The organism is Corynebacterium fournieri (assembly GCF_030408775.1).
GTDB classification, from domain to species: Bacteria; Actinomycetota; Actinomycetes; order Mycobacteriales; family Mycobacteriaceae; genus Corynebacterium; species Corynebacterium fournieri.
Map to the genome: position 1 here is coordinate 2,226,399 of NZ_CP047210.1, position 21,336 is coordinate 2,247,734.

At 66.2% G+C, this 21,336-nt stretch carries 23 protein-coding genes; 7 read left to right on the forward strand and 16 right to left on the reverse strand.

The window, feature by feature from the left end; all coding sequences use genetic code 11:
* Positions 1–17 precede the first annotated feature (17 nt).
* The 6 genes from CFOUR_RS10600 to CFOUR_RS10625 all read right to left on the reverse strand — a co-directional run bounded on the left by CFOUR_RS10600 (position 18) and on the right by CFOUR_RS10625 (position 5,981).
* Entirely contained in the window at positions 18–1,340 is a 1,323-nt protein-coding gene (locus CFOUR_RS10600; protein WP_179154821.1) for an ABC transporter substrate-binding protein, read from the reverse strand.
* Positions 1,341–1,384: 44 nt separating this feature from the next.
* On the reverse strand, positions 1,385–2,377 hold the full coding sequence (locus CFOUR_RS10605; RefSeq protein ID WP_085957627.1) for a carbohydrate ABC transporter permease: 993 nt from the start codon (positions 2,375–2,377) through the stop codon (positions 1,385–1,387).
* Positions 2,378–3,331: a carbohydrate ABC transporter permease gene (locus CFOUR_RS10610; RefSeq protein WP_085957628.1), complete on the reverse strand. Its 954-nt coding sequence runs from the start codon at positions 3,329–3,331 to the stop codon at positions 2,378–2,380. It lies immediately after the preceding gene.
* Positions 3,332–3,568: 237 nt separating this feature from the next.
* On the reverse strand, positions 3,569–4,492 hold the full coding sequence (locus tag CFOUR_RS10615) for a DUF5926 family protein (protein ID WP_290179437.1): 924 nt from the start codon (positions 4,490–4,492) through the stop codon (positions 3,569–3,571).
* 37 nt (positions 4,493–4,529) lie between these two features.
* Positions 4,530–5,219, reverse strand: coding sequence for a glycerophosphodiester phosphodiesterase (locus CFOUR_RS10620; protein ID WP_085957629.1), 690 nt, complete (start codon positions 5,217–5,219; stop codon positions 4,530–4,532).
* A 6-nt stretch (positions 5,220–5,225) separates the two neighbouring features.
* Positions 5,226–5,981 (reverse strand): glycerophosphodiester phosphodiesterase, encoded by a 756-nt coding sequence (locus CFOUR_RS10625; RefSeq protein WP_329955425.1) that lies wholly within the window; start codon positions 5,979–5,981, stop codon positions 5,226–5,228.
* A 64-nt stretch (positions 5,982–6,045) separates the two neighbouring features.
* Here CFOUR_RS10625 and CFOUR_RS10630 point away from each other — a divergent pair, with 64 nt between their 5' ends.
* Positions 6,046–7,962: an alpha/beta-hydrolase family protein gene (locus CFOUR_RS10630; protein WP_230471807.1), complete on the forward strand. Its 1,917-nt coding sequence runs from the start codon at positions 6,046–6,048 to the stop codon at positions 7,960–7,962.
* Here the strand turns inward: CFOUR_RS10630 and msrA are convergent, their stop codons facing one another.
* Positions 7,963–8,616 carry a peptide-methionine (S)-S-oxide reductase MsrA gene (gene msrA / locus CFOUR_RS10635; RefSeq protein WP_085957630.1) on the reverse strand — a complete coding sequence of 218 codons (654 nt, stop codon included), beginning with the start codon at positions 8,614–8,616 and terminating at the stop codon, positions 7,963–7,965.
* A gap of 90 nt (positions 8,617–8,706) precedes the next feature.
* Here msrA and CFOUR_RS10640 point away from each other — a divergent pair, with 90 nt between their 5' ends.
* Together CFOUR_RS10640 and CFOUR_RS10645 are read left to right on the forward strand one after the other, a co-directional pair.
* A complete protein-coding gene (locus CFOUR_RS10640; RefSeq protein ID WP_085957631.1) occupies positions 8,707–9,309 on the forward strand; it encodes a superoxide dismutase in 603 nt (200 codons plus the stop codon).
* Between the two features lie 182 nt (positions 9,310–9,491).
* Positions 9,492–10,664 (forward strand): MFS transporter, encoded by a 1,173-nt coding sequence (locus CFOUR_RS10645; RefSeq protein WP_230471808.1) that lies wholly within the window; start codon positions 9,492–9,494, stop codon positions 10,662–10,664.
* 147 nt (positions 10,665–10,811) lie between these two features.
* Here the strand turns inward: CFOUR_RS10645 and CFOUR_RS10650 are convergent, their stop codons facing one another.
* Positions 10,812–12,287, reverse strand: a complete 1,476-nt coding sequence (locus tag CFOUR_RS10650) for a TM0106 family RecB-like putative nuclease (RefSeq protein ID WP_290179441.1) — start codon at positions 12,285–12,287, stop codon at positions 10,812–10,814.
* An 87-nt stretch (positions 12,288–12,374) separates the two neighbouring features.
* Between CFOUR_RS10650 and CFOUR_RS10655 the strand changes: the two genes are divergently transcribed.
* Entirely contained in the window at positions 12,375–13,010 is a 636-nt protein-coding gene (locus CFOUR_RS10655; RefSeq protein WP_085957632.1) for a DUF6474 family protein, read from the forward strand.
* Positions 13,011–13,093: 83 nt separating this feature from the next.
* Here CFOUR_RS10655 and CFOUR_RS10660 read toward each other — a convergent pair whose 3' ends face one another.
* Positions 13,094–13,732 (reverse strand): LuxR C-terminal-related transcriptional regulator, encoded by a 639-nt coding sequence (locus CFOUR_RS10660; RefSeq protein WP_085957633.1) that lies wholly within the window; start codon positions 13,730–13,732, stop codon positions 13,094–13,096.
* The gene (locus CFOUR_RS10665) at positions 13,710–14,975 is read right to left on the reverse strand and encodes a sensor histidine kinase (protein ID WP_085957634.1); all 1,266 of its coding nucleotides are present in this window, start codon (positions 14,973–14,975) and stop codon (positions 13,710–13,712) included. The genes CFOUR_RS10660 and CFOUR_RS10665 overlap by 23 nt, the downstream gene beginning before the upstream one ends.
* Between CFOUR_RS10665 and CFOUR_RS10670 the strand changes: the two genes are divergently transcribed.
* Positions 14,974–15,519, forward strand: a complete 546-nt coding sequence (locus CFOUR_RS10670) for a DUF2020 domain-containing protein (RefSeq protein ID WP_085957635.1) — start codon at positions 14,974–14,976, stop codon at positions 15,517–15,519. The two genes, CFOUR_RS10665 and CFOUR_RS10670, sit on opposite strands and share 2 nt — an antisense overlap.
* On the forward strand, positions 15,519–16,466 hold the full coding sequence (locus tag CFOUR_RS10675; RefSeq protein WP_085957636.1) for a TIGR00730 family Rossman fold protein: 948 nt from the start codon (positions 15,519–15,521) through the stop codon (positions 16,464–16,466). The genes CFOUR_RS10670 and CFOUR_RS10675 overlap by 1 nt, the downstream gene beginning before the upstream one ends.
* Here the strand turns inward: CFOUR_RS10675 and CFOUR_RS10680 are convergent, their stop codons facing one another.
* From CFOUR_RS10680 to CFOUR_RS10705, 6 genes are all read right to left on the reverse strand, one after another.
* Positions 16,467–16,619: a hypothetical protein gene (locus CFOUR_RS10680; RefSeq protein WP_179154822.1), complete on the reverse strand. Its 153-nt coding sequence runs from the start codon at positions 16,617–16,619 to the stop codon at positions 16,467–16,469.
* A gap of 3 nt (positions 16,620–16,622) precedes the next feature.
* Positions 16,623–17,468: a class E sortase gene (locus CFOUR_RS10685; RefSeq protein ID WP_435383873.1), complete on the reverse strand. Its 846-nt coding sequence runs from the start codon at positions 17,466–17,468 to the stop codon at positions 16,623–16,625.
* Between the two features lie 24 nt (positions 17,469–17,492).
* The gene (locus CFOUR_RS10690; protein ID WP_085957637.1) at positions 17,493–18,119 is read right to left on the reverse strand and encodes a TetR/AcrR family transcriptional regulator; all 627 of its coding nucleotides are present in this window, start codon (positions 18,117–18,119) and stop codon (positions 17,493–17,495) included.
* Positions 18,120–18,231: 112 nt separating this feature from the next.
* Positions 18,232–18,501 (reverse strand): GlsB/YeaQ/YmgE family stress response membrane protein, encoded by a 270-nt coding sequence (locus tag CFOUR_RS10695; protein ID WP_085957638.1) that lies wholly within the window; start codon positions 18,499–18,501, stop codon positions 18,232–18,234.
* Positions 18,502–18,605: 104 nt separating this feature from the next.
* The gene (locus CFOUR_RS10700; protein WP_085957639.1) at positions 18,606–19,502 is read right to left on the reverse strand and encodes a universal stress protein; all 897 of its coding nucleotides are present in this window, start codon (positions 19,500–19,502) and stop codon (positions 18,606–18,608) included.
* Between the two features lie 58 nt (positions 19,503–19,560).
* On the reverse strand, positions 19,561–19,707 hold the full coding sequence (locus tag CFOUR_RS10705) for a hypothetical protein (protein WP_179154823.1): 147 nt from the start codon (positions 19,705–19,707) through the stop codon (positions 19,561–19,563).
* A 22-nt stretch (positions 19,708–19,729) separates the two neighbouring features.
* On the opposite strand from CFOUR_RS10705, the gene CFOUR_RS10710 reads away from it, so the two are divergent.
* On the forward strand, positions 19,730–20,710 hold the full coding sequence (locus CFOUR_RS10710; protein ID WP_230471809.1) for a pseudouridine synthase: 981 nt from the start codon (positions 19,730–19,732) through the stop codon (positions 20,708–20,710).
* Positions 20,711–21,336: the final 626 nt, after the last annotated feature.

The window sequence follows — 21,336 nt, forward strand, 5'->3', positions numbered from 1 at the left end:
TGCTCGAGCCGGGTGGGCTACTTGTTCAGCTTCGGGGTGATGTCGCGGTCGATGACCTGCTGGGTTTCCTTGTCCAGGTCAGCGAAGACCTTCTCCACGTCCTCGCCGCCGACGGTGATGCGGTCCAGGGCGCCGCCGATGCGCTTGCCGCCGCCCGGCACGAAGACGCGGGCGAAGTCCTGCGGCTTGGTGTTCTCGTTGAGCTGCTTGATCGCGGTCTCCGCGTTCGGGTTCTCGTCGAGGAACGTGCGCTCTTCAGCGTTTTCCAGAGCGTCCTTGCGCACCGGCATGTACCCCGTCTTCTGGGAGAACTTGATGGTGTTTTCGGTGTTGGTGATGAAGTCGATGAACTTCACCGCGTTCTTCTTGCGCGCGTCCGAGATGCCGTTGGGCACCGCCAGACCAGCACCACCGGTGGCTGCGGACGGGCCGGGGCCCGGCAGGTAAGTGGTGATAAACGGTACAGTCGCGGACTCCTTCAGCCCGCCGAGAGAGCCGGTGGATTCCAGCAGAGCCGACGCGTTGCCGTTGCCGAACGCGACGGTCGGGTCGGTGCTGATCTCGATGTGGCCCTTCTGCACCTGATCCTGCAGGAACTTCGCCGCCTCGATGGTCTTCGGGTCGGTGAAGGTCGGCTCCCACTCCTTGGAGTAGCCGCCGCCGAACGCCCACACCATGCCCTGGAAGTACCAGTCCAGGTAGCTGGAGCCGTCCGGGATCACCAGCGACGGGTTGCCGGTCTTTTCCTTGAGCTTGCCTGCCCACTCGTCGAATTCCTGCCAGGTCTCCGGCCCTCGGTCCGTCGGCAAGCCTGCTGCCTTGAGGTCGTCGGTGTTCCAGTACATCAGGTTGGTGGAGCGGGAGTAGGGCACGCCGTAGTGCTTGCCTTCGAAGAGGTAGTCGTCGCGCAGGGTGTCAACGTAGGAGTCGGAGTTGATGTTCTCGGACTCCCAGAGCTCGTCCAGCGGGGTGGTGGCGTCGTTGAGCGCGAAGTTGAACCAGGTCACGTCGGAGGCGACGATGACATCCGGCAGGTCCGAGCCGGCCAGCGCAGCGTTGAACTTCTGGGCGAGCTCCTCGTAGTTCGCGCCGCCGTCCACGAGCTCGACGCTCAGGTCCGGGTTTTCCTTCTCAAACGCGTCGATGAGCTCCTGCTCCAGGTCGCGGGACTTGCCCGGGTGGTTGGACCAGAACACGATCTTGTTTTCGTCGCCGGCGGCATTGCCGCCCTGGTTTCCGGAGTCGCTGGTGGAGCCGCCCGCGCATGCGGTCAGGGAAACTGCGGTGAGTGCAGCCAGGGCTGCGGCGCCGAGACGCTTGGTCAGGGAGTTGGTGGACATAGGGTTCTCCATTCTTGAGTTGGTGTGGGGAAATCTGTGGCGGGTCAGCCCTTGACAGCGCCCGCGGTCAGGCCCTTGATCATCTGCTTTTGCAGCAGGATGAACACGATGATCATGGGCAGCGTCGTCAGGACCGTGCCTGCCATCACCGGCGCCCAGTTGGTCACGCCTTCCGCGTCCTGCAGGCGGGTCAGGCCGACGGGCAGCGTCGCCGCGGCCGGCGTATCGGTGATCAGGAACGGCCAGAGGTATTCGTTCCACTCGTTGACCACGGTGATGAGCAAAAACGCCGAGAGCGTGGGCCACGACATGGGCAAGACGACCTTGAACAGCTTGGTAAAAAAGCCCGCTCCGTCCATCTCTGCGGCCTCGATGATCTCGGTTGGCAGGGACTGGAAGTGGTTGCGCATGAGGAAGCACCCGAACGCCACGCCCGCCAACGGCACGACCACGCCTGTCCAGGTGTCCCGCCAGCCGAGTGAGGCGGCCAGTGCGTAGTTGGAGATGATGGTGATCTGGTTGGGCACCATCAGTGCCGCAATCACCAGCAGGAACAGCAGGTTGCGTCCGGGAAACCGGAGGAACGCGAACGCGTAGGCGGACAGCACGCCGAGGACCACCTTGATCACGGTGAGGATGAGCGTGATGCCGATGGAGTTACGCAGGTATTGCGGGAAGCCGGAGGTCTCCCACACCCGCGCGTAGTTTTCGGGCACCACCGGGTCGGGCCAGAACGTGATCGGGTCGGAGTAGACGTCCTGGTAGGTCTTAAACGAGGTGATCACGATGAAGTACAGCGGCACCATGATCAGCAGCACGGTGAGCACGAGTGCGACGTAGCCAGCTGTTTTCATCCCCTTGGAGCTCGTCTCCGCCGGCGCGCCTTTGCGTTTGCGTTGCGCGTCGGTGACGACCGGCTCCCCCGCTGCTTGGCTGCCCGGCACCGGCGGCAGGGCGTTTTCGTCGCGTTCGATTGCGGCTGGGCTTTGCGACGTCAGCTTCGCTTTGCCGGCATCTGCCGAAAATTTCGTCGACATCTACTTGTCCAGCCTTTCCTGCAGCTTGATCTGGAGCACGGTGATGACCAGGACCACGAGGAACATGACCGTGGCAACGGCGGCGCCGTAACCGGCACGCCCGTTGACGAACGTCTCGGTGTAGACCTGGAACACCATGGTTGTGGTGCCGTAGGTGAATGGGCCTCCCCTGGTCATCGCGTTGATGACGTCGAAGACCTGGAACGAGTTCAGCAGCACGGTGATGAGCAGGAAGAAGGTGGTTCCCCGCAGCTGGGGCAGCACCACACGGAAGAAGTGGCGCGCTGCCGGGGTGCCGTCGATCTCGGCTGCCTCGTCGAGGTCGTGGCGGCGGCCCTGCAGCGCGGCGAGATAGATGACGAAGACGTAGCCGACGTTTTTCCAGATGTAGGTCACCGTGATCATGAACAGCGCCCAGCCGGAGTTTTGGTAGAAGTTCGGCACCGGGGTGTGCAGCAGGTTGAGGAAGTACTGGATCAACCCGTACCGCGGGTCGAACACGAACTGGAAGACCACACCAATCGCCGCGCCCGCGATGACGTACGGGGCGAACACCATGGAGCGCACCGCCGCGCGCCCGAAGAGTTTCTGGTCGAGCAACACCGCGAGCGCGAGTCCGATCACCATGGATCCTGCCACCGCGAAGAAGGTGAAGATCAGGGTGTTCCACACAATCGTCTTCGTCTCCGGGGCCTGGAACCAGTCGATGTAGTTTTGCAGGCCCACCCACGTCATCGACGGCGAGGAGATGTTCCAGTTGTAAAACGAGATCCTGATGTTGTCGATGAGCGGACGGTACGTAAACAGGATCAACAGCAGCAGGTTCGGGCCGATCAGCAGTGCGGCAAGACCCACCTGGCGCCAATCCACCTTGTGGCGCCTCTTACCCCGGGAGGCGGCGTACTCCTCGGAGACCTGCGGCTCCACGGAGACAGCCGGGATCATCGCGTTCATAGCGGGCACAGTAGAACCTGAGCATGAACTCGCAGTTAACTTAGAGTTTTATTAAAGAAAACGTTCACCCAACGAACAGTGCGCGCCACGCAACGCCCGCCCCAACCCGCGAAACCGGCTAGCAAGAACCGGCTACCCGTTGAAAAACCAACGGGTAGCCGGATCCTAGTAGCCGGATCCGGCGCGGGATGCCGGGGCGCCGGGGTGCTGGAGTACCGGGGTGCCCGCGCCGGACCGCTAAATGGTCACCTGGCGGGACTTGATGTTGTCCAACTGCTTGCGCTCTTCGGCGTTCAGCGCGGCGTCGTTGGTGTACTCCGCCTCGATCTGCGTGTTCAGCGCGGCCAGGGCCTTTTCGTACGAGTCTGCCTCCACGGACGGATCGAGGTCGAACACCGGAACGACCAGGCCGTGGGTGCGGAAGGCGCCGGCGAACTTGGTGCCCTCGCCCAGGTTCAGCTCGCCGCGTGCGGCGATGCGGGCCAGCGCGGAAAGCATCTGTGCCTCGTTGTCCTCGGTACGCACCCAACGGATGTGAGCCTTGCCGCCGCCCGGGTTGACCCACCAGACGGCGCCCGGCAGGTCCGCGCCGACCTTCTCGGAGGGCAGCACGGCGTCGTTGGCCTGCTGCAGCGCCTGCTGGATCTGCGGCGGAACGCTCGCGCCCGCGGGGAACCACCAGGAGAAGTCCTGGTAGGTGGTGATGTCGGGGGTGGCGGAGCCGTCGATGAGCGAGGAAAGCTCCGGCTGCGAGCCGTCGGCGATGGTGGACTGCAGCGTCTCGCCCGGCTTGGCGTCGACTACCCAGTTCAGCGCGTATGCGAGGTCGCGGCCCGGGTTCTGCGAGTGGGAGGTGACCTGCAGCGCGACGAAGCGCTCGCCGCCCTCGGACTCCTCGCGCACCAGCGCGGCAACCGCGCCCGGCAGAACGGTGACGATGTTGACGGGCGTGCCCTTGATGTCGTACGCGGTTACGGCCGACGGCACGAACTCCTGCAGCGCGACCAGGTCCGCCTCTGCGGCGAGCCCGCCGAACGGGCGGGGGTCCTTTTGAAACTGGGCGCGCTCGGCGGCGCGGGCGGCCAGCTTCGCCTCGCGGCGGGACATGCCCTCGGGCAGCTCTTCGCGGTTTTTCTTCTTTTTCGGCTTGCGTTGCACCATGGGCGCAAATCTACAGCACACCCGCGCGCGAAAACGCCTAAGACAGCGTCTGCAGCGCGATGTGGGGAAGGTCGGTGCCGATCAGCGTGGCCCCGTGTTGGTGCAGCCACTCCATGTCCCGGGGCAGGTTGACGGTCCACACGTAGGTGCGCAGCTGGCCGTCAAAAAGCTCCGGATGCGCTTTCGCCTCCCGCACACTCGGCCCGGCGCTGCAGTCGCCGACCTGAACGAACGGCTCATCCACCAGGAGAAATGTCTCAATTGCGGGCAGCAGGTGCTGGAAACGCTCGATCGCCTCGGGGTTGAAGGAGATCAGATGCACCCGCTCGTCCGCCTCCATTCCGCGGGCGCGCAGGACGTGCGCCACCGCCTCTTCCAATTCGGCGCCGAAGGGCGACAGGTGCTTCGTCTCGATGAGGATGTGCTTGCCCGGGTATTCGTCCAGCAGGTCCAGCAGCTCGTCGAGCAGCATGATCTCCTGCGGGTCGTCGTCGGTGCCGATGTTGAGTTGCTTTAGATCGTCGACAAGCAGCTGCGCCACCTCGCCACTGCCGTTGGACGTGCGGTCCACGGTGAGGTCGTGGATGACCACCACCTGGCCGTCCTTGGACAGGTTCACGTCGCATTCGATGCCCGCGATGTCCAGCTTGAGCGCCTCCTCGAAGGCGCGGCGGGTGTTTTCCGGGTACAGGCCGTTGAAGCCGCGGTGCGCAATGATGCCGGTCACGGCTGCTTACCCCGCAATCGCCGCGGCCGGCACCTGCTCGAACGTCGTCAGCGCCACGTCGGGCAGGTCGGTGGCGATGACGTCGACGTTGTTGTCCGCGCACCAGCGCATCTGGCGCGGGGTGTTCACGGTCCACGTGTACGTTTTCAGCCCGCGGTAGCCCAACAGCTCACGTCGCAGCTGCAGGTGCTGCAGGGCCGGGCCCACGCCGTAGGGGCGGGAGAACATGCGGGCTTTGCGGTTCCACCGCATCTCTTTGAGGCGGAACAGGTAGAAGGTCTCCAGCTCGGGCGCCATGTGGGTGAAGTAGCGCACGGCGCGGTGGGAAAAGGAGATCACGTGCACGTTCTCGGATTCGTGCAGGCCGGCGTACCGCAGGGTGCGCAGGGTTTGCTCGTCTATTTCGGGGCCGTAGATGGTGGGGTGCTTGGTTTCGATATAGATGTGCTTGTCCGGGTAGTCCTGCATGAGTTCCAGCAGCTCTTCCAGGCACATGATCTGCTGCGGTTCGTCTTCGGTGCCGCAGTTGAGCTCGCGCAGATCGGCGAAGTCCAGGCAGTCGATGCGCCCGCGGCCGTCGGTGGTGCGGGCCACGGAGGCGTCGTGGAAGACCACCACGCGCCCGTCGCGGGTCAGGCGCACGTCGCATTCGATGCCGTGGATGGGCAGTTTCAGCGCTTCTTCGAACGCCCGGCGCGTCAGTTCCGGGTGGTGCCCGGACAATCCGCGGTGGGCCACGATCTTTGGCATCTTCGCGTTCACGGCTGCGAGGCTACCCCGGCGCTATCGTCCCCGCGACCGGAACAAATTTGGAACAATCGCAGTCGTGCCAGACGATCTTTTCCGCAATGCCCGTGAGGCCGTGCTCAAGCTCCCCGATGCGTTTGCGCGCGCCCGGAAGCGTTATTCCGTCAGGCGCGACGGTGTGCTTGCGTTGCCTATGGGCGCGCTGGAGGTGCTCAGCGACATCACTCCGGGCGTGCGCATGGGGGCACTGCGGCGTTTGCCGCCGAATTTCCGCGCTGGCTTGGCGGGTGCGGAGGTGGCCACGTGGGGCGCGGTCTCACCGTCGTTGCTGCCGCACAGCTGGTGGGCGACTGCCGCGAATGTGGGGGTGTTGCAGGGCATTGGGCATGGCTTTGCGACGGTAGCTTCGCAAGCCATCCGCCCCGCAGTCCCAGACTCGCCAAGGGCCACCATTCCTGCCCCGCTCCGGCTGGCTATGACGGGGGTGACCTGCGGCGTTTTCGTCACAGCCCTGCGCCGCCGCGCCCAGCAGGAAGCGCTGGTGGAAAGCGACGACACGTTCAAGGTCAGCTCCCAAGCGCTGGGCATCACGCTGGGCACCCTCGGCTACGGCGCGGTCCTGCTGGTGGGCGACGCAATTCAGGCGTTCATCGACGCCATCAACGAGCTGTTGGGCAAGAAGCTGCCGCCGGTGGCGTCGTGGCCCCTGGCGATCGCCGGCGGCACCGCGGTGCTGGTGCTAGTGGGCGACCGGATGGTGGTGCGCCGTTTTGCGGAGCGCGTCAGCCGCCAGGCGCTGGAGTTGGATCGCGAGTTCATGCGCGGCGCGGCGCAGCCGCAGCGTCCGGAGCGCGCGGGCTCGCCCGGTTCTGCGGTGGATTGGAACACGATGGGCCGTCAGGGCCGCGCGGTGGTCGCCGGCGGGCCGGGTCAAAAGGACATCGAGCGCCTGGTCAGCGGCGAGGCGATGGAGCCGATCCGCATCTTCGTGGGGCTGGACACCGAGTCAGACACCGAGCCGGACTTTGAGGAGATGGCTGCCGTTGCGGTGCAGGAAATGCGCCGCACCGGCGCGTTCGAGCGCAGCCACATCGCCGTGATGTCGGCGGCGGGCACGGGGTGGATCAACGACTTTCACACCTCCGGGTTCGAGTTTGTCACCCGCGGCGATTCCGCGATCGTGTCCATGCAGTACTCCTACTTGCCGTCGGCGTACTCGTACATGGCGGACCGGAAAAACCCGGTGCGTTCTTCGCGCGTGCTCATCGAGGCGATCCGCCGCGAGCTGGAGACCATCGAGCCGGACAGGCGCCCAAGGCTCTACGTCGGCGGCGAATCCCTCGGCGCGTACGGGGTCTCCGACGCCTTCGACAACGTGGAGGAGTTTTTGGAACACACCGCGGGCGGCGTGTTCACCGGCACACCGGGCTTCGCGCGCAACCACAGCGAGCTGACGAAGCACCGCGAGAAAGGCTCCCCGCAGCGCCTCCCGCTTATCGACGGCGGCCGCCACGTCCGCTTCACCGCCCACCCCACGCACATCCGCCGCGATTTCCAGGGCAACAACTATGCCCACGCTTGGGACGCGCCCCGGTTCGTCTTCGCCCAGCACGCCTCCGACCCGGTGGTGTGGTGGGAGCCGTCCTTGGCGTGGAAGGCCCCGGATTGGCTCAAGGAGCCCGGCTCGCGCGGGGTGCCCGCCCCGGCCGCGCAGCACTTGGACGCGCTGGACACGATGCGCTGGATGCCCCTGGTCACCTACTGGCAGATCGGCATCGACCAGCTCCCGTCGAAGGATTACCCCTCCCCGCACGGGCACAACTACCACGACGAGACCGTGGCGTATTGGAACGCCGTGGTCCACGGCCAGGGCGATTCCGCCGGCGAGGGGCTACTCACCCGCCCCGAGCTCGTGCGCGTGGCGCGTTGGATCCACAACGACGCCACGAAGACCCGCAAGCCCAAAGGCGGGTTCCCCTCCAAGCACGGCTACTAACTAGATACCGCAGGCCACGCCGGTGGAGTGGTGCGGGCAGTAGCCGTCGGGCACCTTGTGCAGGTACTGCTGGTGCTCCTCCTCGGCGAGGTAGTAGCGCACGCCGTCTTTTTCCACGGACTTCACCTCGGTGGTGATGTCGCCGTAGCCGGCGCTTTTCAGCTCCGAGTCGTACTGGCGGATCCACCCGCGGATCTGTTCCGCCTCCTGCTCGGTGTCCGTGTAGAAGGCGGAGCGGTACTGCGTGCCCACGTCGTTGCCCTGGCGGTAGCCCTGTGTCGGGTCGTGCGCCTCCAGCGCTGCCTTGACAATTTCTTTCAGGCTGGTCACCTGCGGGTCGTAAACCACCTCCACCGCCTCGACGTGGTTGGTCTGCCCGGAGCACACCTCGCGGTAGGTCGGGTTCGGGGTGATCCCGCCGGCGTAGCCCACCGACGTGGAGTTCACGCCGTCCATCTGCCAGAACATCTTCTCCGCGCCCCAGAAGCAGCCGATGCCCACCAGCACGCGTTTTTGCCCCTCACGCCACGGGCCGGTGGTGGGAGTCCCCAGCACCGCGTGCTCGCGCGGGTTGGCCAGGACCGGTTCGGGGCGGCCGGGCAGGGCGGAGTTGACGTCGACAAGCTTTGGCTCAGGTGCGAACAAAAATCCCATGCCCTCTACAACGACGCACCCCGCGACACTGTTCCCGAATTTTCTCTACCATGGGCCCCGCAACTGATTCGCAGACGAAAGGAATCAATCATGGCTGTTTACGAGCTTCCTGATCTCCCCTACGCATACGACGCGCTGGAGCCGCACATCTCCGCCGAGATTATGACGCTGCACCACGACAAGCACCACGCGACCTACGTTGCTGGCGCAAACGCCGCGCTCGAGGCCCTCGAGGCTGAGCGCAACGGCGAGGCCAACCCGGATCGCCTGCGCGCCCTGTCCAAGAACCTCGCGTTCAACCTGGGTGGCCACACCAACCACTCCATCTTCTGGAAGAACATGGCACCGAACGCCGGCGGCAACCCGACCGGCGAGATCGCTGAGGCCATCGACCGCGACTTCGGTTCCTTCGAGGCCTTTAAGAAGCAGTTCTCCGGTGTCGCCACCGGCCTGCAGGGCTCCGGCTGGGCTGTGCTGGGCTACGACCACATCGCTGGCCGCCTGATCATCCAGCAGCTGACCGACCAGCAGGGCAACGTCTCCGTGGACTTCACCCCGGTACTCATGCTGGACATGTGGGAGCACGCGTTCTACCTGCAGTACAAGAACGTCAAGGCTGATTACGTCGAGGCATGGTGGAACGTTGTCAACTGGGACGACGTCAACGAGCGCTACGCAAAGGCATCTGCTTAACGACGTCTCGTTCCGCCCTCCACACACCAGCGCCCGCCACTTCCGTTTCCGGAAGGGCGGGCGTTGGCTTTCCCTGTGATACGTCGAGTCCCTGCGAACTCACAAGCCATACTAGGTTAGCCTTGCCTTATCTGGCAACCATTTCGGCAAAAATTTGTTGCGGATTTCCTAGCATGGTGGGCATGAAGAAAGGCAGCCTGGAGTACCGTCGCGCAACATTGGCCATGCTGGCGTTCGGGCTCGCCATCTTCAACACCCTGTACGCCACCCAGGCACTGTTGCCCACCTTCACCACCGAGCTGGATGTCAGCCCCTCCACCGCCGCGCTGACTGTCTCCGCCGCCACCGGCGCACTCGCACTGTGCGTGGTGCCGGCGTCGATTTTGTCCGAGAAGTACGGGCGCGGCCGGGTGCTGGTGGTCTCGGCGCTGGGCGCGACCGCGCTCGGGGCGGCGCTGCCGCTGGCGCAGACCGCGGGGCAGCTCATCGCCCTGCGCGCGGTCCAGGGCGCGCTCATCGCGGGCACGCCGGCGGTGGCGATGACCTGGCTGTCCGAAGAACTCGACGCGTCCGACCTGCCCGGCGCGATGGGCCTGTACATCGCCGGCAACTCCATCGGCGGCTTGAGCGGCCGCCTGATCCCGGCGGCCCTGTTGGAGCTGACCACCTGGCGCTGGGCCATGTTCGGCAGCGCGATGGTGGCCTTCACCCTGGCGGCACTGGCGGCGTGGGCATTGCCGGAGCAGCGCAACTTTCACCCGAAGGCATCGATACGCCCCAGCGTGGAGCTGCGCGCGATGCTGGGCCACCTGCGCAACCTAAGGCTGGTGGGGCTCTACGCCACCGCGTTCATCGCCATGGGCGTGTTCGTGTCCATGTACAACTTCTTCGGCTTCCGCGCCGTGCTGGACTACGGGCTGCCCGCGGCACTGAGCGGCCTGGTCTACGTGGTGTACCTCTCCGGCACCTGGTCAAGCGCACGCGCCGGCGTGTTTTCCAAGCGCTACGGGCGCGGCCTGGTGGTGCTCGCCTCTGCGCTGCTGATGCTGGCTGGCGCGCTCGCCGTGGCCGCGTCCAGCCTGTGGGTCGCCCTGGTGGGCCTTTTGGTGTTTACCGCCAGCTTCTTCGCGCTGCACTCCATCGCCTCCGGCTGGGTGGGGCTCATCGCGGAACGCGACCGCGCAGAGGCCTCCAGCATGTACGTGTTCTGCTACTACATGGGCTCGTCCATCCTCGGTGCGGCAACCGGCTGGGCGTACGAAGGTTTGCCGTGGGTCGGGTTCGTCGCCGTGCTCGCCACGATGCTCGGCACGCTTGCCCTGGTGGCCGCGGCGCTGTGGAAGGCGGAGAGGTAGCGCGCCCGATGCAGACCGTATAGCAGCGCGATGGCCCTGCTATACCACCATGCTCTTATCGCACATCGTCACCAATATGAACTGGGGAAACGCCGCCGCGCAGCGAGGACCGTATAGCAGCGGACTGGACGGTGCTATACCGCTTTGCTACACGGCCCCGAACTCGGGCACGCCCGGCGCACCTGAGTCCAGGAAGTCGCGCACGGCGCGGGTGGCGCGACAGTCGTCCTCGTTGTAGCGCAGCAGCATCTCACGGGCGGCCTGGTCGCCGAGGCGGCCCGCGCGGCGCAGCGCCACGGAACGCTCGCCGTCCACGTCGTCGTCCTCCCATTCGAAGCCGACCACCGGGCCGAGCACCTTCAGCCCCAGCCCGTCGGTGCCCACCAACGAGCGGCGCACGTGGGCGAACACGTCCACCCACTCGTCGGAGGCGATGAACGCGGCCACTTCCTCGGCGTCCACAGAGGCGAAGCGCTTGGCTGACGAGCGCAGCCAGTGGTTCTCCCCTCCCGCGGCGTAGCAGTAGGCGCGGAAGGTCTTGCCCTGAGCATGCGCTTCGGACCGGCGCGCCATCAGCCAGGACCAGAACGCGGCGAAGTTTCCTTCCTCGGCGTCGCCGCCGACCTCGTCCCAGGTGACAAACGCGCGGTAGTCGGTGCCGTCGAACGTGCCCCACAGGTATGCGCCCTGGTCCAGGTAGGCCTCCATGTCCACGTCCACCTCCACGTCGGCGCGGGGCGCCGGGGCGAGGCTGGGGCGGCGCAGCACCGGCACGCCGGCGCGCCAGGCGCGGGCGAGGGCGGCGGGTTCGGCAGGTGCGTCGTCGATGAGTTGCTGCACGGTGTGGATGCCGCGCTCGCGCCAGACGTCGCCGCGGCCGCCGGGCAGGAGCAGCGAAATGTCGTCGAGTGCAACCAGGCGCGGCTCGCACAGCGGCCAAAAGCGGCAGGTGGCGCACTGCTTCAGTCGCTTCGGTTCGGTGGGCAACGGCTCGCCCAGCACGCGGAGCAGCGGCTCGACGTAGCGCTCGGGCTCGCACAGGTAGGCGCGGGCGCGGTCCTGGCCGATGACCGCGCCGCGGCCGTCCGCCCGCTCGCCCAACAGCACGTGCGCTAGCGCCACGCGGTAGCCGTCCACGGTGTGGTGGCGCGGCTTCGCGTGCACCGTCAGCGGTTGGCCCAGGCCCAGGCGCCCGGTGGGGATCATCTCCAGCTCGGCACTCGGATGTGAGCGGGCGACGCGGTGGTTGGAAATCATCACCGGCAGATACCCCGCGTCGGCGCGCACGAGGACGTCCACGTCGGCTTCGGCTTCCACGCCGTCCACCGCGCCGACGAGGGTGGCGTTGGTGATCAGGTGCGCGCGACGTCGTAAAGCATCTTGCGTGGCTGCGACGCGGTCGCCCGCTGGGTCGATGTCGACGCGGACGAAGACTTTGCCGGCGCCGTCGCCAAGTGCACGCTTGACCGGCAGCAGATCGAATACGGCGGCGCGGGCGGCGTCGATCTGCGGCTGGCGCAGCAACGCCTCCGGCAGTTCAGGCACGTCCGGGTGCGCGCGGCGCTGCCGCAGGCGGAAGCGGCAGCCCACAAGGTCCGAAGCGCGCACAGGTTGGAAGCTCACAATGTCCAAACGATACCTGGGCCGGGTCAGTGCCCTGGCAGGTACAGTGAATGGGCGTTAGAGCGAACGATTAGAGGAGAACAGACCATGGGTGTTTTTGAGGCCATCCGTAAGTCCCGCGCGAAGACGAAGGCTGAGGTCAAGGCGGCGCAGAGCCACGCCCGCCAGCTGGCCAAGCAAGAGGCAAAGGCCGACCAGCGCGTGGCCAAGCTGTTGGACAAGGCGGAAAAGCGCCTGCTCAAGGAAGAGAAGAAGGGGCTCAAGCGCAAGCAGAAGCACGAAAAGGATCTGGCCAAGGCGCACCTGAAGCGCATCGAGGAGTCCGGCATCACCCAGAAGAAAGCCAAGCAGTGGGTCTCCGCCGCCCGCGTGCTGGTGCCGGTGCTGCTGCCGTTGGCGTACAAGGCGCTGACCTCCCTGCAGCAGAACCAGGTGAACAACCGCGCGGCCGGTCTGGGCTTGACCTCGCAGGATCTCGCCCGCCACTCCGGCCGCGGCGCTGAGCTGAAGGCGCGTATCGACGCCGTACGGCAAAACATCGAGCAGTCCGACTCCCTCGGCGAGGGGTTCAAGGGCGACGCCCGCGTCCGTCTGGACGAGCTGGAGCAGGCCGTGCGCAACGCTGAGCACGCCAACCCGGAGCAGCGCCGCCTGGCGCACAACTCCATCGACGAGGACCTGAACAACCTCGCCGCCGACGTGCACACCAAGCTGTCGAAGTAGGAACGCTACTGTAAGGCTTCCCCCTGCTGTAGCGGCCGAGGAACGCCTACTTTCTCCGCTGTAGCGGCCGAGGAACGAGGCCGCTACAGCACGCCCTGCTCGCGCGCAGACGCCACGGCGGAGGTGCGCGAGCGCACGCCCAGCTTGTCGTAGATGTGCACGAGGTGGGATTTCACCGTCGCCTCGGAGAGCATGAGCTGGCGGCCGATCTCCCGGTTGGAGGAGCCAGCGGCGACGAGCTGGAGCACTTCCAGCTCGCGAGGGGTGAGCGAGGAGCGCGGGGTGCGCTCCCTCGATTCCAGCCGGTCGCGCACCACCGGGGACATGGTGGCATCGCCGCGCGCGGTGGAGCGCACCGCGGCGACAAGTTCTTCCGGCGGGGCGTCTTTGAGCAGGTAGCCCACGGCGCCGGCCTCGATGGCGCCGAGGATGTCGGCGTCCGTGTCGTAGTTGGTCACCACCAGCACCTTCGGCGGGTTGGCCATGTTCGCGCGGATCGCGGCGGTGGCCTGAGCACCGGTGGCCACCCGCTGGCCCTCCGCCCCCGCGCCGAAGCGCAGATCCATGAGGATGACGTCGATGCCGCCCGCCTGCGCGGTGGCGATCGCGCCTTCGGCGGTGGCGACCTCGGCCACCACCTTGATGTCCTCGGCCTCCTCCAGCACGGAGCGCAGGCCGAGGCGGACAATCTCGTGGTCGTCAGCCAGCAATACCCGGATCAACGTCGCCCTCCTTGACAATCTTTTGGCTGATAGTAACCGGCACGGCCACCGAAAGTGCCGTCGGCCCGCCGGGGGCGGACTCGATGTCCAGGCGCCCGCCCAGCTCCGCGGCGCGCGAGCGCATCGCATCCAGCCCCAGGTGGCCCAGGCCGCTGGGTTTGAGGGCTTGGGCGTCCACGTCGAAGCCGCGCCCGTTGTCCACCACGTCCAGGCGCACCTCATCCGGCGCGTAGGTCAGGGTGATGCGCGCAGCGGTGGCCTCGGCGTGGTTGACCACGTTGGACACCGCGCCCTGGGCGATGCGCAGCAGCCCGGCCTCCACCCGCATGGGCAGTGGCACGGCGTCGCCGTCGACGTCCACCTCGATGTCCAGCCCGCCGGCCGCGCCAAAATCGCCTGCCACGCGCCCGAGCGCATCCCGCAGGGACGACTCCGTCAGCGGCGCCGGCGCCAGCGCGGCGATCATGGCGCGCGTTTCGGCCAGGTTGTTGGACGCCGCCCGGCGCGCCGTCTCCATCTTCCGCAGCGGCTGTTGCGCGGCCTGTTGCGGCAACCCGCTACTGCGGATGTCCTTTTCCGCCGAGTGCAGCAGCATCTGGATGGAGGAGAGGTTCTGCGCCACCGTGTCGTGCAGCTCGTGGGCGAGGCGTTCGCGTTCCTGGGCCACGCCGGCCGCACGTTCCGTCTCGGCGAGGCGGTCCCGGGTGGCCAACAGTTCGTCGATAAGCTGCTGCCTCTCGCGGCTCACGCGGGTGATGGTGGCAAACGCGTAGTTGATGGCCACCACAACCACCGCGGACAGCGCGGGGCCCATCACCCCGCCGAGCGTGAGCCCCTCAGGGATCTGCATAGCGATGCTGATGGCCAGACACGCCACCACCCACGCGTAGCCGACCCAGTTGCTAAAGGCGCGCAGCGCCACGAAAAACAGCACGAACACCCAGTAAACGGCCACCGGCGAGACCGTCATGTCCGCCACCCACACCGCGGTCGCGCCCAGCATCCAGGCCACGCGCCCCCACGCGCCCCAGCGATACATCTCCACCATGCCGTAGAACAGCAAAAACGCGAACGCCGATGTCATGACAATGTGCAGCAGCGCGGAGTTCAGCGGCATCCGCGCCAGCGCCCCGAACGAGACGAGCATGAGGCACACCGCCAGCACCGTGATGCCCGCGTCGAGCGCCCGGTAGTCGGCGGTTTTGCCGGGATGCTGCTCCAACAGCACTAATCTGGAGCTCATGCGTCTGAGAGTACCCACCGCCCTGCTCCTGCTCGCCCTCGCCGGGTGCTCGCAGGAGCCTTTGCCTAGCGACGACCCTTCGGCCACCCCCTCCCCGGAACCCGCCCTGCCCGTCCAGGCGCTGCCGGAGACCCCGCGCGACGGCTGGACCGAGTGCCCCTACCTGGACACCGAATGGGTCGCCCAAACCAACGGGCAGCGCGTCACCGGCGTGGGCACGGACACCCGCTTCGACCCGCCGGCCTGCCAGTACTGGTCCTACCCGGAGGAGCCGCAGCTGACGGTGATGGTGCGCCACATGGACTCGGTCGAAAGCGCCCGCGCGGTGGTGGATTACGTAACCCCGGTCGCCAACACCCAGCCCGCCTCGCTGCCGGGCGGCTGGGAAGGCGGCCGCCACGGCGGCGGGGACGTGCCGGGCCGCATCGGTGCCGCGTTCGCGGTGGCCAAGGGGACAACGGCGGTGGCGGTGTTCACCAACCAGAACGAGTCCGTCAAAGCCGAATCCGTCGCCGAGAAGGTCATCGCTAACCTAGCTCTGTGATGATCTCCGTAGCCGCCATCGTGTTCACCGACGACAAGGGCCGCGTGCTGTGCGTGCGCAAGCACTCCAGCCCACGCTTTCAGCTGCCGGGCGGAAAGCCGGAAGACGGGGAGACGCTGGTGGACACGGCCGTGCGCGAGACCCTCGAGGAGGTGGGCGTGCGCGTCGACCCGGAGCGGCTGAGCTACCTCGGCCAGTTCAGCGCCCCCGCGTCCAACGAGCCCGGCCACACGGTGACCTCCACGGTGTTCTTGCACCCCGGCGCGGGCCTGGCACCGGCGCCCGCCGCCGAGATCGCCGAGGCACGCTGGATCGACCCCACCGCCCCCGACATCCCCGACACAGAACTTGCGCCGCTGCTGCGCACCGAGATTTTCCCTGCCCTTCGCTCGCGCGAGATTTCCGCCGTGGCGGTCTACGCCGGCGCCCGCGAGGGCACCAACCCGGCGAACGCGGCGCTGGCCCGCTCCTTCGGCGAGGCGTTGGCGGAGTCCGGCATCACGCTCGTCTACGGCGGCTCGAAGGTGGGGTTGATGGGCGAGGTGGCCGAAGGATCGTCGAGAAGCATCGGCGTGCTCACGGAGCACCTGGCCAACTACGAGCTGCAGTACGACGGCCTCGAGCGGCTCGAGGTGGTGGCCACGATGTCCGAGCGCAAGGCGCGCATGAGCGAGCTTGCCGACGCCATCGTCGCCCTCCCCGGCGGCGCCGGCACCCTCGACGAACTCTTCGAGGAATGGACCAGCCAACAGCTCGGGCTGCACCAAAAACCGATCGGCTTGCTGGGCAGCGCGTTCTGGGCGCCGCTGGTGGCGATGGTGGACCACATGGTGGCCGAGGGTTTCATGCGCCCCACCGACCGGGCCCACATGGTCGTCGCCGACGACCCGCACGAGCTGCTGGCCAAGCTGCGCGCCTGGGCGCCGCCCGTGCCACGCTGGCTCTAGCTAGACCGCAACGTCGTTGTAGGGCATCAACGACGACACCCAAGGAAAGACAACCTCCATGAGCAGGAGGAACACACCTGCCAGGATGATGAGGGTGAGCAGCCACTTCACCCAGGCGGGGCCGGGAAGCTTGCGCCACAATGCCGCGTACATGGGTTATCGCACCTCCTTCATAGCGTCCGGGACGGCGCCCGAGGAGTCTTTCGGCGTAACCTCCGTGCGCACCGCGTGGATGATCATGCGCTCCGCATTGGAGAACTGCGGGTGGCACGTCGTCAACGTGATCAGGCCTTCCATGCCCGGCTCGACCTTCGTGGACCGGTTGCCCGGGATGGGGTTGACCACCTCGATGTCGCCGGGCAGCGTGATCTCGCGGCCCAGCACGCCGGCGTAGTCGCCGGCCGCGACGCGCTCATTGAGCTGACCCGGCAGGCAGCCGGCGCCCTCCCCGCGGCGGCCGGCTGGGTCCTGCGCCATCGGCAGCACGCGGTACGTCACCCACTCCGTCTGCGTCTCCACCACCACTGCGTCGCACGCCTTGAGCGCGCCCAGGTCATTGAACGGCGCGCCCTTGCCCACGCGGTGGCCGGCGACGGCGAAGTTGCCGTCCTGGCCCGGCAGCTGCGTGCCCGGGTAGTGGCCCGGTCCGGTGAGCAGCTGATGCTCCTGCACTCCCTCGATAATGGCGAACTGGTAGTCCTGCCCGAACGCCGGGATGTACATCTTGGCAAACGCGTCGCCGAGCTGCCCCGTCTTGGCCTGGCGGGGGTTGACCCACTGCTCCTCCAGACGCGTTTGCGCCTCGTCCTGCATGCGGTGGGACGCGATGTTGGTCCAAAAAGACTCGTAGAACGCGAAGAGCAAAAGCACCACACCGATGGTGAGCAGCAGCTCGCCGATGACTTGCGAGGCACTCACGCGATCGCGTTTCTGCTCTGGTTGGTGCGCCTGGAACTCTGGGAAAGGCACTGGCACCTGTGGGTGCGTGTGGGCCGTGGTCATGCGCACGAGCGTAGCGTCAGCCGGCTAGATGGAGTAATCCGGCGGCGGTGCGCCCAACGTGTTCTCCGCCAACGCGCGGGCGGTGCGCAGCGGCTCCACGCTGTGCAGAATCCGCGCGCCCGACAGGCCGCCGTCGAGGAAGATCAGCAGCTCGTCCGCCAGCGCCGAGGACTCGTAGCCGTTCTTTTCCGTGAGAAGCACGGTGATGGTCTCGCGCATCCAGGAGCGGTGCGCCACGCACGCGGCGACGATGCGCTCCTCCGACTCCACCTCGGGCCGCGGGTACTCGCCTGCGGCGTTGAGGAAGGGCGAGCCGCGGAAGTCCTTTTCGGGCTCCTCATCGATGGCCATGTCAAAGAAGGCGAGGATCTTTGCGTCCGCGTCCGGCGCCTTCGCGGCGCGCTCGCCCCAGCGGGCCCGGTACTGCTCATCCAGCTGCTCAAGGTAGGCGATGACCAGGTTGTCTTTGGAGCCCAGCAGCGAATACAGCGACGCCTTCGCCACATCGGCCTCGCGCAGGATGCGGTCGATGCCGATGACGCGGATGCCCTCTTCCGTGAACAGTTTCGTCGCAGCATCGAGCAGCCGCTGGCGCGGGCTCGGCCGATCGCGGCGTCGCGTCGTCGGCTTCTTCTTGCTGGTGGTGGCCAAGGAAAACTCCTTCGTGCGTTGATCGCCTCTCAATATAGACAAACCGGTACGTATAGTCCACTGCGCACAAAAAATCCCCCGGTACGCACCGGGGGATTTTGTAGCGCCAAACCTAGCGGCGGCGGCTGGTGACCATGTTGATGATCCACAGCAGAATCACCGCGCCGAGCAGGCAGGTGAGGAAGCTGAAGAACAGACCGCCGCCTGCGACATCAACGCCGAAAACGGACAGCAGCCAGCCGCCGAGGAGACCGCCGATAATGCCGACCAGAATGTTCAGGCCGATACCCATCTGCGCGTCACGGTTCTGAATCTTCGAACCGATCCAGCCAGCCAGACCGCCGATAATGATCCAACCCAAAAAGCCCAAGGTAGGTGTCATAGTTTTTCAACCCTTCTCATTTTTCTCTATCAGTACCGTGGCCATTATCCCCCTGCAACCGGCGGGATGTGCAACGCCCCGCATGCAATTACATAACGGTTCGTTTACGAATCTTGGGTACGCACGACCATCATCGGGCACGGCGCCTCCTGCAGGAGCGCACGGGAGGTGGACCCGAGCAGCATCCCCTTGAAGCCGCCACGGCCGTGAGAACCGGTGACCAGCAGCTGCGCACCCTCCGCGGCAGAGGCAAGCGCGCGCACTGGGCGGTCGCGGGTGATGGACTTTTTCACCACCACATCCGGGTACTTCTCGCTGAGCTCGCTCAGGGCGTTAGTCAGCAGCTCGTCCTTTTCCTCCTGCACTGCCTTCCAGTGGTCTTCCGAGACCGCGTAGCCGGCCCCCGGGCCCTGGATCTGGGTGTCCACCCAGGTGTGCACTGCGAGTAGCTCCGCACCGCGCGCGGCCGCCTCTTCGAAAGCGACCTCAGTAGCACGCTGCGAAACCTCCGAACCGTCTACGCCGACGACCACGGGGCCGTACTTGTTCACGTCGGTGACCGCGTTGTCCTCACGCACAACCACCACCGGGCACGACGCGTGAGAAACCACGGCACCGGAGACGGAACCGAGCACCATCCCGGACAGGCCGCTCAAGCCGCGAGAGCCCATGACCACCATCGTGCAGTCCTTGGACATCTCCAGCAGCATGTCAATAGGCGAACCCTCCGCGAGAGCGTGGCCGATCCGCAGATCCGGCGCTACCTCAAGCGCGATGTCGCGCGCACGGTCGATGGTCTGCAGAGTTTCACGCTGCAGCTCGTCGAACACCTCTTGCGGAGGCACCATGCCCTCCGCGTACAGGAACTGCGGCATTGAGTACGCAGCAGCCAGGCGCAGCGGAATGTCGCGCTTCATCGCCGTATTTGCAGCCCAACGCACTGCGTTATCAGAGGCGGGGCTGCCGTCGACGGCAACTACAACGATATCTTCGTGGGTCATAAACTCACCTTCCCTAGGATCGGCTGGTTATACCCACAGTCTAGTGCTGTTTACTTCACTAGCGTGGCAGTTCTTGCGGGGTCGCCGCCGGAGCGTTAGCCGGGAACAGCACCTCGTAAATCACGCGGAGGAAATCCAACACCTGCTTGCCAATGCCCTGCGAGAAGAACGCCACCAGCGGCTCAACCAATGCTCCAAGATCCATGGCGGCTAATCTACTACACACAATGGCACGCAAGAAGACGCAGAAAACCGGCCCGCTGCCGCCCCGCAACGGCCTCGGGGCCACTCGCGCCCGCGTGCCAGAAGGCCCGGGCATCAAAGCCGGCGATTTCATCTGGCACCTCATATCCACCCAACGCCACCGGCACCCCGTGGACGATGAATCCGCGGTGTTGTCGCGGTTTGCCGAAGGAAACGTCGTCAAGCGCGACGGCTCCGCACTCACACCCGATGAGTGGCTGGCCCCCGGCACCGACGTCTACTTCTACCGGCGCCCAGCGCCCGAGCGGCCTGTCCCCTTCGACATCACCACCGTCTTCGAAGACGACGACATCCTCGTCGTGGACAAACCGCCATTTCTGGCCACGATGCCGCGCGCCTCGCACATCACCGAAACCGCCACCGTGCGCCTCCGACGCGCCACCGGAAACGAAGAACTCACACCCGCCCACCGCCTTGACCGCGCCACATCCGGTCTGCTCCTGCTGACCAAACGCCGCGCCATCCGCGGCGCCTACCAGGAGCTTTTCGCGCGACGCGAGGTGCGCAAGGAATACGAGGCGATCGCCCCGCTTCACGACGTCCCTCCGGCCACCCCCTGGCTCCACCACTTGACCAAACAGTCCGGCGAACCCGCCGCCCGCGTCGTGCCGGGCGCCGAGCCTAACAGCCGCACCGTCGTCGCCGACGTCTCCCGGCTCCCGCTGCCTGTCGAAACCGCATTGCAGGCCCACTACGGCCTCACCGAACCCCTCGGCCGCTACACGTTGCAGCCAGAAACCGGCCGCACCCACCAACTCCGAGTGCAAATGATGCAGGAAGCCGCCCCCATCCTCGGCGACCGCATCTACCCGGAGCTTCTTCCCGCCGACGGCGAGGACTTTTCAGTGCCGATGCTTCTGCGCTGCACCCTGCTCGGCTTCACTGATCCGTTGAGCGGGGAACCTCGAGCGTTTCAGCTGCACGGGGAGTGGCCGGTGCCCTAGGCCGTTGGCCTGTTGGGGTTGGTATTCGGGGTTGTCCGCAATGCGGAAGTTCCGCGGTGTGGGGTAGCTCGTATTGGTCGGCTAGCGGAGATCGAGTTCGTGCGGTTTCGGCGGTGTATTCGACGTCCGGTGCTCGACTTTCAGCGCAGCGGCGATGTCATCGTGGGTGCGCATTCGTGTTCCGCAACGCATTGCGCTCCGGTTGTTGGGGGCTGACCCATTGTTGGTAGCGGTCTGCTTGTCCGCAATGCGGGGATTCCGCAATGGGTCACTCCGCACCAACTAACCGCCGGGAGGATCAACCCCGTGGCCGACGTGGTTGGTTGGTGTGCCCCATTGTTGGTTGTGGTGTGGTTGTCCGCAATGCGGAAATTCCGCAACGTACTGGTCTCCGGTTGGTGGGGGCTGACCAATGATTGGAGTCGGTCTGGTTGTCCGCAATGTGGAGATTCCGCAATGGGCCAGTCTGCCTCAGTAGCCACGGGACCGAAGGTCGCCTGGTGGACCTGCCCGGTTGGTTGGTGTCGGCCATTGTTGGTGGTCGTCTGGTTATCCGAAATGCGGAAATTCCGCAACGTACTGCTCTCCGGTTGGTGGGTCGTGGCCAATGATTGGTGGCGGTTTGC

What these genes read in the sequence shown, in the direction of transcription:
- CFOUR_RS10600 (WP_179154821.1), bottom strand. Translation starts at nt 1,340, where the DNA reads ATGTCCACCAACTCCCTGACCAAGCGTCTCGGCGCCGCAGCCCTGGCT.
- CFOUR_RS10605 (WP_085957627.1), bottom strand. Translation starts at nt 2,377, where the DNA reads ATGTCGACGAAATTTTCGGCAGATGCCGGCAAAGCGAAGCTGACGTCG.
- CFOUR_RS10610 (WP_085957628.1), bottom strand. Translation starts at nt 3,331, where the DNA reads ATGAACGCGATGATCCCGGCTGTCTCCGTGGAGCCGCAGGTCTCCGAG.
- CFOUR_RS10615 (WP_290179437.1), bottom strand. Translation starts at nt 4,492, where the DNA reads ATGGTGCAACGCAAGCCGAAAAAGAAGAAAAACCGCGAAGAGCTGCCC.
- msrA (WP_085957630.1), bottom strand. Translation starts at nt 8,616, where the DNA reads ATGGGATTTTTGTTCGCACCTGAGCCAAAGCTTGTCGACGTCAACTCC.
- CFOUR_RS10640 (WP_085957631.1), top strand. Translation starts at nt 8,707, where the DNA reads ATGGCTGTTTACGAGCTTCCTGATCTCCCCTACGCATACGACGCGCTG.
- CFOUR_RS10645 (WP_230471808.1), top strand. Translation starts at nt 9,492, where the DNA reads ATGAAGAAAGGCAGCCTGGAGTACCGTCGCGCAACATTGGCCATGCTG.
- CFOUR_RS10655 (WP_085957632.1), top strand. Translation starts at nt 12,375, where the DNA reads ATGGGTGTTTTTGAGGCCATCCGTAAGTCCCGCGCGAAGACGAAGGCT.
- CFOUR_RS10670 (WP_085957635.1), top strand. Translation starts at nt 14,974, where the DNA reads ATGCGTCTGAGAGTACCCACCGCCCTGCTCCTGCTCGCCCTCGCCGGG.
- CFOUR_RS10665 (WP_085957634.1), bottom strand. Translation starts at nt 14,975, where the DNA reads ATGAGCTCCAGATTAGTGCTGTTGGAGCAGCATCCCGGCAAAACCGCC.
- CFOUR_RS10675 (WP_085957636.1), top strand. Translation starts at nt 15,519, where the DNA reads ATGATCTCCGTAGCCGCCATCGTGTTCACCGACGACAAGGGCCGCGTG.
- CFOUR_RS10680 (WP_179154822.1), bottom strand. Translation starts at nt 16,619, where the DNA reads ATGTACGCGGCATTGTGGCGCAAGCTTCCCGGCCCCGCCTGGGTGAAG.
- CFOUR_RS10685 (WP_435383873.1), bottom strand. Translation starts at nt 17,468, where the DNA reads ATGACCACGGCCCACACGCACCCACAGGTGCCAGTGCCTTTCCCAGAG.
- CFOUR_RS10695 (WP_085957638.1), bottom strand. Translation starts at nt 18,501, where the DNA reads ATGACACCTACCTTGGGCTTTTTGGGTTGGATCATTATCGGCGGTCTG.
- CFOUR_RS10700 (WP_085957639.1), bottom strand. Translation starts at nt 19,502, where the DNA reads ATGACCCACGAAGATATCGTTGTAGTTGCCGTCGACGGCAGCCCCGCC.
- CFOUR_RS10705 (WP_179154823.1), bottom strand. Translation starts at nt 19,707, where the DNA reads ATGGATCTTGGAGCATTGGTTGAGCCGCTGGTGGCGTTCTTCTCGCAG.
- CFOUR_RS10710 (WP_230471809.1), top strand. Translation starts at nt 19,730, where the DNA reads ATGGCACGCAAGAAGACGCAGAAAACCGGCCCGCTGCCGCCCCGCAAC.